This is a genomic window from Pseudomonas sp. AP3_22 TE3818 (assembly GCF_053628995.1).
Genome location: NZ_JBRJHL010000001.1, coordinates 1762045 through 1774315, shown reverse-complemented (window position 1 = coordinate 1774315; position 12271 = coordinate 1762045). Strand labels below are relative to the sequence as shown.

Genomic DNA, 12271 nt, shown 5'->3' with positions numbered 1-12271 from the left:
GCTCCCACAGGTTTTGTGAACACCCTAAGACACTGTGGGAGCGGGCTTGCCCGCGAAAGCGATTGTGCAGACGCCAACGATAATCAATGCAGACGCTTGCGGCACATCAACTGCGCCATCTTCGCCGTATCCGGGCGCTCGACGATGCCTTTTTCGGTGACGATCGCATCGATCAGATCCGCCGGCGTCACGTCGAACACCGGATTGAAGGCATGGACATCGGCCCCGACGCGCTTGCCACCGACTTCCAGCAACTCGCGACCATCACGCTCTTCAATCGGAATGTCGTCGCCACTGGCCAGGTTCATGTCGATGGTCGAACTCGGCGCCACCACCATGAAGCGCACGCCGTGGTGCATGGCATTGACGGCCAGCTGATAGGTGCCGATCTTGTTGGCCACATCGCCATTGGCGGTGATCCGGTCAGCGCCGACAATGACCCAGGTAGGGCCTTTGGTCTTCATGATATGCGCAGCGGCGGAGTCGACATTGAGGGTCACGGGAATGCCTTCATTGGCCAGTTCCCATGCGGTCAGCCGTGAACCCTGCAGCCATGGGCGGGTTTCGTCGACATAGACCTGCTCGACCATCCCCTCGATGAATGCAGCGCGAATCACGCCCAGCGCCGTGCCAAAACCACCCGTGGCCAGTGCCCCGGTATTGCAGTGGGTCAGGATCGCCTGGGCGTTGCCCTGATGCTTGCGGATCAGGTCGACACCCAGTTGCGCCATGGTCAGGTTGGCTTCGCGATCACTTTCGTGAATGGCAATGGCCTCGGCCTCCAGCACCGCCAGCGGATCGGCATTGTCTTTCAGGCGATCAAGCCGGTCGTGCATGCGGCCCAGCGCCCAGAACAGGTTGACCGCCGTAGGACGGGAATCGGCCAGCAGCATGAAATCCTCTTCCAGCGCCGCATACCAGTCGCCACCTTCGGCAATCCGGGCACGGGCCGCGAGCACGATGCCATAAGCGGCGCTAATGCCGATGGCCGGCGCGCCACGCACCACCATCGAGCGAATGGCCTCGGCCACACCGGCTGCACTGGTGTAGGCAATCCAGGTTTCCTCGAACGGCAAAATACGCTGATCCAGCAGATGGAGAGCGCCATCACGCCAATCGATGGCCTTTACCTTTTCCGCAGCCAACAGTCGATCGCGCATCCCTCACCCCGCACTCATGAACAAAAGCCGCCGATTATAGCGATCCCCCCGCGAAGACGCTCGGGTATACTTCGCCATCCTTTACAAAAGCACTGGAACCGACCCTCGATGCCGAACACTGCCGCTGCGCTCGACCTGTTATTGCTGCCGACCTGGCTGGTACCCGTCGAACCCGCTGGTGTCGTCCTCAAGGAACATGGCGTGGGCATCCGTGATGGACGCATCGTGTTTATCGGCCCACGTTCCGCCGCACTGAAGCTTAACGCAACCGAAATCCGCGAATTGCCCGACATGCTGCTCAGCCCCGGCCTGATCAATGCCCACGGGCACGCGGCGATGACCCTGTTCCGCGGTCTGGCCGATGACCTGCCATTGATGACCTGGCTGGAAAACCACATCTGGCCCGCCGAAGCCAAGTGGGTCGACGAGGACTTCGTGCGCGACGGCACCGACCTTGCCATCGCCGAGCAAATCAAAGGCGGCATCACCTGCTTCTCTGACATGTACTTCTTCCCGAAGGTTGCCAGCGAGCGCGTGCACAACAGCGGTATTCGCGCGCAGATCGCGATTCCGATCCTCGATTTCCCGATTCCGGGCGCCGCTACGGCGGATGAAGCCATTCGTCTGGGCGTTGAACTGTTTGGCGATCTCAAGCACCACGAGCGCATCAAAATCACCTTCGGCCCCCACGCACCCTACACCGTGGGCGACGAAAACCTGGAAAAAATCCGGGTGATCGCCGAGGAACTGGACGCCTCGATCCACATGCACGTGCATGAAACGGCGTTCGAGGTGCAGCAATCGGTCGAGCAGCGCGGTGAACGCCCGCTGGCCCGCCTGGCGCGCCTGGGCTTGCTGGGGCCGCGTTTCCAGGCGGTTCACATGACCCAGATCAGCGATGAAGACCTGGCACTACTGGTAGAAAGCAACAGCAGTGTGATTCATTGCCCGGAGTCGAACCTGAAGCTGGCCAGCGGGTTCTGCCCGGTCGAGCGCTTGTGGGAGGCCGGGGTCAATGTCGCGGTCGGCACCGATGGTGCGGCGAGCAACAATGACCTGGACCTGCTCGGCGAAACCCGCACCGCGGCTCTGCTGGCCAAGGCTGTCGCCGGCTCGGCCACCGCGCTGGATGCCCATCGCGCCCTGCGCATGGCCACTCTCAACGGTGCCCGTGCGCTGGGCATCGAAACCGAAACCGGCTCGCTGGAAATCGGCAAGGCCGCGGACATGGTGGCTTTCGACCTCTCCGGCCTGGCCCAGCAACCGGTCTACGACCCGGTTTCGCAGCTTATATACGCCACCGGCCGGGACTGCGTGAAACACCTTTGGGTGGCCGGCAAACAACTGCTCGACGACCGTCGCCTGACTCGCCTGGATGAACAACAGCTTGGCGCTGTCGCGAAAACCTGGGGCCAGCGCATCAGCGGCCGTACCGAATTGTAAGCACCCTGGAACGCAATCCGGGGCAACAGGATTTTTCAAGTTTTAGAGGACTTAACATGAGCAACGTCGACTACGCCGAAATCGCCAAATTCGAGGCCCTGGCCCATCGCTGGTGGGACCGCGAAAGCGAATTCAAACCGCTGCACGACATCAACCCGCTGCGGGTCAACTGGATTGACGAGCGGGTCAATCTGGCCGGCAAAAAAGTCCTCGACGTCGGTTGCGGCGGTGGCATCCTCAGTGAAGCCATGGCCCAGCGCGGCGCGACCGTGACGGGTATCGACATGGGCGAAGCACCGCTGGCGGTTGCCCAGTTGCATCAGCTGGAATCGGGCGTCAACGTCGAATACCGGCAGATCACCGCCGAAGCCCTGGCCGAGGAAATGCCCGAGCAGTTCGACGTGGTCACCTGCCTGGAAATGCTTGAGCACGTGCCGGACCCGTCGTCGGTCATCCGCGCCTGCTTCCGCATGGTCAAGCCCGGCGGCCAGGTGTTCTTCTCGACCATCAACCGCAACCCCAAGGCGTACCTGTTCGCCATCGTCGGCGCCGAATACATCATGAAGCTGCTGCCGCGCGGCACCCACGACTTCAAGAAATTCATCCGCCCTTCCGAGCTCGGTGCCTGGAGCCGCATGGCCGGCCTGACCGTCAAGGACATCATCGGCCTGACCTACAACCCGCTGACCAAGCACTACAAGCTGGCCGCCGACGTGGACGTCAACTACATGATCCAGACCCTGCGCGAGGAGTAAGCCGATGCCAATCAGAGCAGTTCTTTTCGACATGGACGGCACCCTGCTCGACACCGCGCCAGACTTCATTGCGATCTGTCAGGCGATGCGTGCCGACCGCGGCTTGCCGCCGATGAACGACAAGCACATCCGCGACGAGATTTCCGGCGGCGCCAGGGCAATGGTCGCCGTGACCTTCGCTATGGATCCGGAATCGCCGGGGTTCGAAGCGCTGCGCCTGGAGTTTCTGGAGCGCTACCTCGTCGGTTGTGCGGTGCACAGCAAGCTGTTCGACGGCATGGCCGAGTTGCTCGCCGATATCGAGAAAGCCAACCTGATCTGGGGCGTGGTCACCAATAAGCCACTGCGCTTCGCCGAACCGATCATGCAACAACTGGGGCTGTCCGAGCGTTCGGCGCTGCTGATCTGCCCGGATCACGTGAAGAACAGCAAGCCGGATCCGGAGCCGCTGATCCTCGCGTGCAAGATGCTCGACCTGGACCCGGCCAGCGTGCTGTTCGTCGGCGACGACCTGCGCGACATCGAATCGGGCCGTGATGCCGGCACCAGGACGGCCGCGGTGACCTTCGGCTACATCCACCCTGACGACAACCCCCGTCACTGGGGTGCGGACGTGGTGGTCGATCATCCGCTGGAGTTGCGCAAAGTGCTCGATAGCGCGCTCTGCGGCTGCTGAATCTCTTTACTGAGCTCGCCCACTGTAGGAGCGAGCTTGCTCGCGAAAAATCTGAGAGCGCCGCGGGGTGCCGGGCTCGTCGCGTAATCGTTGACGACCATCGCGAGCAAGCTCGCTCCTACAAGGTTCGCTCGTTCTGATTTGTTGAGGTTTTTTATGTTTGATTATTCCGCCCGCCCCGAACTGCTCAAGGATCGGGTCATCCTGGTTACCGGCGCAGGACGCGGCATCGGCGCCGCAGCGGCAAAGACCTACGCAGCCCACGGCGCAACCGTGTTGCTGCTGGGCAAGACCGAAGCCAACCTGAGCCAGGTCTACGATGAAATCGAAGCCGCCGGCCATCCACAACCGGCGGTGATCCCGTTCAACCTCGAAACCGCCCTGCCCCATCAGTACGATGAGCTGGCGGCGATGATCGAAAACGAATTCGGGCATCTCGACGGCCTGTTGCACAATGCCTCGATCATCGGCCCGCGTACGCCGATCGAGCAGCTTTCCGGCGAAAACTTCATGCGGGTCATGCAAGTCAACGTCAATGCCATGTTCATGCTCACCAGCACATTGCTGCCGCTGCTCAAGCTGTCGCCGGACGCCTCAGTGGTGTTCACTTCCAGCAGCGTCGGCCGCAAGGGGCGTGCGTACTGGGGTGCTTACGGCGTCTCAAAATTCGCCACCGAAGGCCTGATGCAAACCCTGGCTGACGAAGTCGATACTGTGGCCCCGGTACGCTCCAACAGCATCAACCCGGGCGCGACCCGCACCAGCATGCGCGCCCAGGCCTACCCGGGTGAAAACCCGCTGAACAACCCGACGCCCGAGGAGATCATGCCCGTCTACCTTTACCTGATGGGCCCGGACAGCACCGGTATCAACGGTCAGGCGTTCAACGCCCAATAACGACCGTACGTCGCTTTTTCGGTGCCGCGCCGGCTTCCCGCCGCGGCACTCGAAGACACGTCATGCACCTGTCAAACAACCGTCATACGCTGCGCCACATACGTAGTAGATGAAGCGCAACCATTTGATTTAATACGCATTTTATTCGGATGAACCGAATGGCACGACTTTCGCTCTAAGTTTGCTCAGACACGCAACGTGAAAGCAGACGGGGTGAAGCATGAGTGCAGAAGTTACTCATCTTCCAGAAAGCAGATTAAACTTGTACGAAATGTCCTACGGGACTGACGGACCAGTACGACGCGCAGCCCTAAGCCGCTCTCACCCTGCTTGTAAGACAGCCTTACTGCTTAGGGGCGCACGCCTAATGAAACCACCTTCCCAGACCAACGCAATTGACTTCGATAGCGCCAAATTGCAGCGCCTGGGCTTTGGTCAGCAGCCGCCTCTTCTGGAACGGCCCGTCAGCCTTGCACAAATGCGCCAGCAACTGGGCCTGCAACTGCAAACCAGTCTGGAGCCGCAACGCATTCTTGGGACTTTCTATCGCGAGATTCAACGATTGGTGCCGTTGGACGCCTTGTGTTACCTGCACAGGATCAGTGATCTGCGCCTGGAGTTCGGCCAGCGTGGCCACCACTCCATCAGTTACAGCCTCAGCCACGATGGCGAACACCTGGGTGAACTGATTTTCCGCCGCAATCAGCGCTTCAGCGAACAGGAACAGGGCAATCTCGAATCTCTGCTGGCCGCGCTGCTGTTTCCGATGCGTAACGCGCTGCTTTACCGTACCGCCACCCAAAGGGCACTGCGCGACCCGCTGACGGGCACCGGTAACCGCATCGCCATGGACCAGACCCTGCAAAGGGAAATCGAGCTGTCCCGACGCCATCTGCAACCGTTATCGGTGTTGATGCTGGACATCGATCATTTCAAGCTGGTCAATGACACCCATGGCCACAGCACTGGCGATGACGTGCTCAAGGCGGTCGCCACCTCGATCAAAAACCAGCTGCGCAACGTCGACATGGTGTTTCGCTATGGCGGTGAAGAGTTCCTGATACTGCTGTCCAATACCAGCCGCGAAGCCGCGGCCATGGTGGGTGAACGGCTGCGGTTTGCAGTGCAGTCCGAAGAGTACCTGGCCGACGCCCATGCGATCTTGCTGACGGTCAGCCTCGGCTGTTCGACCCTGTTGCCCGGCGAGTCCGCCGACAGCCTGTTGCGACGGGCAGACAGTGCGCTGTATGTGGCCAAGCGCGAAGGGCGTAACCGGCTGGAGATGGCGGGCTGATATTCAGCCACGACACAAACCAATGTGGGAGCGGGCTTGCTCGCGAATGCGGAATATCAGCGACATCCATGCCGCCTGATACACCGCTTTCGCGAGCAAGCCCGCTCCCACAGTTGTTTCAACCAGACTTTGAATCAGCCTTCGGCCAATGCCATCCGCTCACGCACGACCGGCGCCCGCTCTGCGTGCTCCAATTGCATGCAACGCTCGAGAAACAGGTACATGTAGTCGTAACTCTTGCAAACGGCCTGGCGCAGTTCCACCTGCAGGGATTTGCTCGGGTTGGTGCCCGCCAATGTGCAGATGATTTCCAGGGCTTCCCACGGATGGGCATCGTCGTACTGGGCATGCATCTTCAGCCACTTCATCGCCCGCTTGCGATCCTCCTCGGGGAACGAGGCGGCGTAGATACCGTTGGAACAAACGACCGCCGACCATTCCCCGGTCGCTCCTTCGATGGCGTAGTTGGTGGCGGCAATCGCAACGATCAGCGAGTCGGCCGAACTGGTGTGCCAGCACCAATGGCTCAACGCGTGAAGCTCCGGTGCCACCTGCTGTTCCTGCAGGTCCTCCAGAGTGACACCGTGCGCGCGACTCCAGTGCACCCAGTAATCGGCGTGGTTCAATTCGACGCGAATGTTGCGCATCAGCCAGCGACGGGCCATGTCTTCGCCGGGATGACGGGCGAATCGGGTCTTGGTCAGGTTTTGTGCCATATACAACGCGAACTGTTCGACCACCGGCCAGCCACCGATCAGGTATTGGCGCATGGTCTTCGCACTGAGTTTGTTGTCTCGCATGCGTTGGTACAGTTCGTGTTCGACAACCCGGCGCTTGCTCTCGCTGCAATCCTGGATCAGGCGCTGGGCCCAGGCAGGGTAACTTGCAGCTTCCATGAGCGGTCCGGTTCGGTTGAATGTGTCGATCACTGTCGAGCTCCTTTTGATTGTGATTGTCAGACCGGCAGGAGTTTCAACGGAACGTGCCAGGGGCCTTGAACAACAACGGTTGGGGCCTGGCAGGACGACTCAACAAGCTATCGCAGGTAAACAGATGCGGGCGTTCAATCACATACCCTTGAGCGTAATCCACCCCGATCTCCAGCAATGCCTGCTCGATCTGGGGCGTTTCGACAAACTCGGCAATCGTGCGCTTACCCATGACATGGCCGATGTGATTGATCACTTCGACCATGGCGCGGTTAATCGGGTCGTCCAGCATATCCTTTACGAAACTCCCGTCGATCTTCAGGAAGTCTACAGGCAAATGTTTCAAATACGCGAATGAGGACATTCCGGCACAAAAATCGTCCAGTGAAAAATGGCATCCTAAGCCTTTGAGTTCATTAATGAATCTAATGGCGCTGCCAAGATTTGAAATGGCACTGGTTTCAGTAATTTCAAAACAAATCATTTCAGGCGGAATCGAATACGTCACAAACTGTTCACGCAGGAAGTCCAGGAACGCCTCATCCCCGATCGTTGTGCCTGACAGATTGATCGCACACATGGCCAGCGGGCCTTGGCCTTGCTCGGCCCGGCACTGGGCAATGATCTTGAACACGTTCTGCACAACCCAGCGATCAAGCGAGCTCATCAGGCCATAACGCTCCGCAGCCGGAATGAAGCTGTCGGGCAAGATCATCCGCCCGGCTTCATCATGCAATCGCAGCAGAATTTCAATATGCCCGCCGCCCTGCTCGACATGACCCAAGGGGACGATTTCCTGGGCGTACAGGCAGAAGCGGTCTTCCTCCAGCGCCATGTGCAAACGCTGCACCCAGGCCATTTCGCCGAAACGCAGGGACAGTTCCGAGTCATCCGGATGGTAGACCTGGACCCGGTTGCGGCCCTTTTCCTTGGCCATGTAGCACGCCATGTCAGCGGCACGCAGCGAGACTTCGAGCGTCGTCGGATTCTGCGCGACATGAACCAGCCCGATACTGACAGTGGTGACGAAAGGTCGGCCCTTCCAGACAAAATGCAGATTCTGCACAGTCTGGCGCAGGCTCTCGGCAATTTTCTCCGCCGCTTCCGGCGCGCAGTTTTCCAGCAGAATGCCAAACTCGTCGCCGCCAAGGCGCGCCAGGGTATCGCCTTCGCGCAGCCCCGATTGCAGCAAGGCGCAGATATGCCGCAACAGTTCGTCGCCCGCCGCATGGCCGCAGGTATCGTTGACCAGTTTGAACTGATCCAGATCGAGGAACATCAGGGCATGGCGACCCGAGTAGCGGGTCAGGTTGTGCAGCGCCTGTTCCAGGCGATATTCGAATTCACGGCGGTTGGCGAGTCCGGTCAAGGCATCGTGGGTCGCCTGCCATGACAGATTGGCGATGTATTGCCGCTCCTGGGTCATGTCATGCAGCACCAGCACCGTCCCGCTGACTTTACCGGCATTGCGGATGGGCGCGCCCACCAGTGTGACCGACACCGTGCTGCCGTCCAGGCGTTGAATCAGCCTGGAGTGCTCGCTGCCGCCACTGAGCTGGCCGCTGAGAATATGCTCGATAAGGGTGAAGCCATCGGTCTGGGCCTCTTCGTCCAGCAGGTTGAACAGCGCTGCCAGCGGCAATCCCGTCGCCTGCTCGGCCTTCCAGTGGGTCAACGCCTCGGCCGCCGGATTCATGTAGGCAATCGCACCGGAAACATCCGTGGTGATCACGCCGTCGCCAATCGATTGCAGGGTGATCTGCGCCCGTTCCTTCTCCAGTTGCAGTGCATCGGCGAAGGCATGGCGCTGCTTGAGCAGCTTGTGGGTGCGCATCAGCGCCAGTGCAATCAATCCAAGCGCAGTGGCGAGGTTAGTCAGCAGCAGCAGACGAAGAATGACCCGCGACCCTTCCCCCAGCGCATCACTGAAGGCTTTCGCAGCCGGAGTCACTTCATCATTGATCGCGAAAATCTGCTCCTTCCAGCGCTGGATATCCGCAACAGAGGCAGGGCTGGCATTGATGTGCTGATGCATGTCCCTGGCAACGCCATCGAGTTTGGCCAGATAGGCATCACCCACGGTCCACCGGTCGATGGCTTTTTCGAGGTAACTGAAGTGACGAAAGTTGAGGTACAGCCAGATCAGGCTGGAAACGTCGTCCGGGTGGTTGCCCCCCTTGAGAATCGCCACGCGCGCCGCTTCGATGTTCGGCGGATGCTGATCCAGCGCCACACGCAATTCATGCCCGCCTTGAGGCACGGAAATGGCGTTCTGGTACTTGTGAAATGTCCCTTCGTCGCCGCTGTCGGCGTAGAGGTTGAGGTAATAGATGGCATCTTTCTGGCCCTTGGACCAAAGGCTTTCACCGGCAACATAGCCGCGAACAGCCGACAGCACATAAAGGCTCACACCGCCCAGCAAGGCTTGAAACAACACAACGGCGATAAATGGCCAGACAATGCCCAACAGCCGTGGCGTTCCGAGAGTCCGCGTTTGATTCATGAGGTCCCTTGCATTAGCACTGCTTGCTCGCCTTCCGGACGAAATCGCTAAAGCTAGACTAGGTTGCGATTCCGATCCCGGCAAGCGACAAGCTATGCCCGGAGGGTGTATCGCGGCCACTGAATTCGGTCGCGATGATGTTTTTTATAATATTGATGACATCCGGCTACAACCGCTGCAAGTGACCGTAAAGCTTGGCGTACAGACCACCATCGGCAATCAGTTGCTGATGATCGCCATCTTCTGCGATCTGGCCGCCGTCGAATACCAGCACTCGGTCGGCCTGTTTTACCGCCGAAAGGCGGTGGGCAATGATCAACGTGGTGCGGTTGCTCAGAAACCGCGCCAGGGCCTGGTGCAGGTTGTATTCGGTGGCGGCATCCAGCGCAGAGGTGGCTTCGTCGAGGATCACCACCTTGGGCTCGGCCAGCACCATCCGGGCGATGGCCAGGCGTTGGCGCTGTCCGCCGGACAAACGCACGCCGGAGCGCCCGACGACGCTGTCCAGGCCATTGGGCAAATCCCGCACCGTGCCGTGCAATTGGGCGATTTCCAGAGCATGCCAGCAAGCCTCGTCGCTGCGCTCACGACCCATGGTCAGGTTGGCCCGGATGGTGTCGTTGAACAGCGCCGGATGTTGCAGGACCACGGCAACATTTTCCCGCACGGTTTCCAGGCCGATCTCCTGCTGGGTCGAACCGCCAAAGCGAATGGTTCCGGCCGACGGCGTGTACAAGCCCAGCAGCAGTTGCACCAGCGTGCTCTTGCCCCCACCACTGGCGCCGACGATCGCGACCTTTTCGCCAGGGGCAATGGACAGGTTCATCTGGTTCAGGACCAGTTCATCGCCGTAACCGAAGCTCAACCCTTGTACTTCCAGCCCGACCGTCTCGCGCCCGATGAACGGGTCGATGCCGCCCGGGTATTCAGGCTCATCAGCGCGCGACAGCAGCTCATTGATCCGCGACAGCGCACCGCCGGCAGCGTAGTAGGCATATTGCAGGTTCAGCAGCTGTTCGACCGGACCGATCATGAACCACAGGTAGCTGAACACCGCGAGCATCTGGCCGATGGACAGGTCGGAGAACAACACCGTGAGCATGGCCGCGGCGCGGAAAATATCGATGCCGAACTGGAACAACAAACCGCTGGCCCGGTTCGACGCATCGGTTTTCCATTGCGAATTCACCGCATAGTCGCGCACGTCACGGGCGCGTTGCCCCAAGCGACCGAGGAAGAACCCCTGACGGTTGCCGGCGCGAACTTCCTGGATGGCATCCAGGGTTTCGGTCAGCGCCTGGGTAAAGCGCGAAGTGCTGTCGTTCTCGAGTTTCTTCAGGTGCTTGACCCGTTTGCCCAACTGCACCGTGGCGTAGATCACCAACGGGTTGAACAGCAGGATCAGCAATGCCAGTTTCCAGTGCATCCACATCAGAATGCCCGCCGTACCGACCAGGGTCAGCATGGCCACGAGGAAACGGCTGAGGGTTTCACCGACGAATTTGTCCAGCGTATCCAGGTCGGTGACCAGATGCGTGGTCACCGTGCCGCTGCCCAGGCTTTCGTATTCACCCAGCGAGATACGCTTGAGCCGCTCGATCAGGCGTATGCGAATGCGGTAGACGATGTCCTTGGCCAACCCGGCGAACAATTTCGCCTGCACCACGTTGAACAGCAACGCCGTACACCTCAGGGTCAAGGTCACCAGCAGCATCAGGCCGATGTAGCCCGCCGCTTTTTGCCAGCCTTCGGGCAGCGCGTGGTTCATGATCTTCAACGCGGCGTCACCGTGCCCCAGCAACACCTCGTCCACCAGCAACGGCAGAAGCAAGGGAATCGGCACACTGCACAAGGTCGCCAGCACGGCCACGCCGTTGGCGATCCACAGGGACTTCTTGTGATGCAGGGCCAGACGACGGATTTCCGCCCAACTCAGACGGTCGACACGTTTAGCGGCAGCGACGTCATCGGGCAGGTCATGCACAGGCAGCACGCTCCAGCCAGCGGCCGAGCAGCGGGGACAGCACACTCAGAGGCTGATAGCCGTTGGTCAGCAATGCCAATTGACCCTTGCGCTCAGCGAGCAATGTAGGAAAACCGGCGATGCCCAGGTCCTGGACCCAGGTAAAATCGGCGGCGGTGGCTGCGTGCATGTCAGCCCGATCGAAAGCGCCGGCGAACTCGATGCGCGGCAGACCGGCCTGTTCCGCCAACTCGACCAACACGCTGGCCTGGGTGACATCACGGCCTTCGGCATAAAATGCGTGCTGAATCAGCCCGAGCAGTTTCAACGCGCAATCCGGCGCCAAGCTGCGCGCCGTCACCAAGGCCCGGCAGGCAGGTTCGGTATCGTAGACAAAACCGTCGGGCAGCGCGCCTTCGAGCTTGAACGGCTGGCCGGTGGCCTCGGTGACCGCCTGCCAATGCTCAAAAATATAGCGTCGGGTGGTCGGCTCCAGCGCCGCACCGCTACCGGTGCGCAAACCACCCACGATCAGATGCACATCCACACCTGCGGCTTGCGCCTGCTCGACCAGTGCGTTGGCCACCGGGGCAAACCCCCAGCACCAGGAACACATCGGGTCCATTACATAGAGCAGGCGCGCAGACATGG

Annotated in this window: 10 protein-coding genes and 1 pseudogene; 5 read left to right on the top strand and 6 right to left on the bottom strand. The window is 60.2% G+C overall.

Annotated features, from left to right (window positions below):
• Nucleotides 1–83: 83 nt before the first annotated feature.
• The gene (gene mtnA / locus AB7M25_RS08305; RefSeq protein WP_429388187.1) at nt 84–1160 is read right to left on the bottom strand and encodes an S-methyl-5-thioribose-1-phosphate isomerase; all 1077 of its coding nucleotides are present in this window, start codon (nt 1158–1160) and stop codon (nt 84–86) included.
• A gap of 108 nt (nt 1161–1268) precedes the next feature.
• Here mtnA and AB7M25_RS08300 point away from each other — a divergent pair, with 108 nt between their 5' ends.
• Genes AB7M25_RS08300 through mupP form a run of 3 tightly spaced genes read left to right on the top strand, consistent with a single transcriptional unit; the run spans nt 1269 to nt 4034 of the window.
• Nucleotides 1269–2603, top strand: coding sequence for a TRZ/ATZ family hydrolase (locus tag AB7M25_RS08300; protein ID WP_454237156.1), 1335 nt, complete (start codon nt 1269–1271; stop codon nt 2601–2603).
• Between the two features lie 56 nt (nt 2604–2659).
• Entirely contained in the window at nt 2660–3358 is a 699-nt protein-coding gene (gene ubiG / locus AB7M25_RS08295; RefSeq protein ID WP_007973655.1) for a bifunctional 2-polyprenyl-6-hydroxyphenol methylase/3-demethylubiquinol 3-O-methyltransferase UbiG, read from the top strand.
• Between the two features lie 4 nt (nt 3359–3362).
• Nucleotides 3363–4034: an N-acetylmuramic acid 6-phosphate phosphatase MupP gene (gene mupP / locus AB7M25_RS08290; RefSeq protein WP_102702340.1), complete on the top strand. Its 672-nt coding sequence runs from the start codon at nt 3363–3365 to the stop codon at nt 4032–4034.
• Between the two features lie 20 nt (nt 4035–4054).
• On the opposite strand, the pseudogene AB7M25_RS08285 reads toward mupP, so the two are convergent.
• Nucleotides 4055–4135, bottom strand: a pseudogene (locus AB7M25_RS08285) (outer membrane lipoprotein carrier protein LolA); the annotation flags it as partial.
• Nucleotides 4136–4190: 55 nt separating this feature from the next.
• On the opposite strand from AB7M25_RS08285, the gene AB7M25_RS08280 reads away from it, so the two are divergent.
• Together AB7M25_RS08280 and AB7M25_RS08275 are read left to right on the top strand one after the other, a co-directional pair.
• Nucleotides 4191–4931: a YciK family oxidoreductase gene (locus AB7M25_RS08280; RefSeq protein WP_429516667.1), complete on the top strand. Its 741-nt coding sequence runs from the start codon at nt 4191–4193 to the stop codon at nt 4929–4931.
• Between the two features lie 367 nt (nt 4932–5298).
• Complete coding sequence (locus AB7M25_RS08275) at nt 5299–6225, top strand: GGDEF domain-containing protein (protein ID WP_429388195.1); 927 nt, start codon at nt 5299–5301, stop codon at nt 6223–6225.
• A 134-nt stretch (nt 6226–6359) separates the two neighbouring features.
• Here the strand turns inward: AB7M25_RS08275 and AB7M25_RS08270 are convergent, their stop codons facing one another.
• The 4 genes from AB7M25_RS08270 to AB7M25_RS08255 form a co-directional block, all read right to left on the bottom strand.
• Entirely contained in the window at nt 6360–7121 is a 762-nt protein-coding gene (locus AB7M25_RS08270; protein WP_429516663.1) for a TenA family transcriptional regulator, read from the bottom strand.
• 76 nt (nt 7122–7197) lie between these two features.
• Nucleotides 7198–9657, bottom strand: coding sequence for an EAL domain-containing protein (locus AB7M25_RS08265; RefSeq protein WP_429516662.1), 2460 nt, complete (start codon nt 9655–9657; stop codon nt 7198–7200).
• A gap of 166 nt (nt 9658–9823) precedes the next feature.
• On the bottom strand, nt 9824–11641 hold the full coding sequence (locus AB7M25_RS08260) for an ABC transporter ATP-binding protein (RefSeq protein WP_454237155.1): 1818 nt from the start codon (nt 11639–11641) through the stop codon (nt 9824–9826).
• Nucleotides 11634–12269, bottom strand: coding sequence for a DsbA family protein (locus AB7M25_RS08255; protein WP_429388205.1), 636 nt, complete (start codon nt 12267–12269; stop codon nt 11634–11636). Before AB7M25_RS08255 ends, AB7M25_RS08260 begins: the two co-directional genes overlap by 8 nt.
• Between the last annotated feature and the right edge of the window lie 2 nt (nt 12270–12271).

What these genes read in the sequence shown, in the direction of transcription:
- mtnA (WP_429388187.1), bottom strand. Translation starts at nt 1,160, where the DNA reads ATGCGCGATCGACTGTTGGCTGCGGAAAAGGTAAAGGCCATCGATTGG.
- AB7M25_RS08300 (WP_454237156.1), top strand. Translation starts at nt 1,269, where the DNA reads ATGCCGAACACTGCCGCTGCGCTCGACCTGTTATTGCTGCCGACCTGG.
- AB7M25_RS08280 (WP_429516667.1), top strand. Translation starts at nt 4,191, where the DNA reads ATGTTTGATTATTCCGCCCGCCCCGAACTGCTCAAGGATCGGGTCATC.
- AB7M25_RS08270 (WP_429516663.1), bottom strand. Translation starts at nt 7,121, where the DNA reads ATGGAAGCTGCAAGTTACCCTGCCTGGGCCCAGCGCCTGATCCAGGAT.
- mupP (WP_102702340.1), top strand. Translation starts at nt 3,363, where the DNA reads ATGCCAATCAGAGCAGTTCTTTTCGACATGGACGGCACCCTGCTCGAC.
- AB7M25_RS08255 (WP_429388205.1), bottom strand. Translation starts at nt 12,269, where the DNA reads ATGTCTGCGCGCCTGCTCTATGTAATGGACCCGATGTGTTCCTGGTGC.
- AB7M25_RS08275 (WP_429388195.1), top strand. Translation starts at nt 5,299, where the DNA reads ATGAAACCACCTTCCCAGACCAACGCAATTGACTTCGATAGCGCCAAA.
- ubiG (WP_007973655.1), top strand. Translation starts at nt 2,660, where the DNA reads ATGAGCAACGTCGACTACGCCGAAATCGCCAAATTCGAGGCCCTGGCC.
- AB7M25_RS08265 (WP_429516662.1), bottom strand. Translation starts at nt 9,657, where the DNA reads ATGAATCAAACGCGGACTCTCGGAACGCCACGGCTGTTGGGCATTGTC.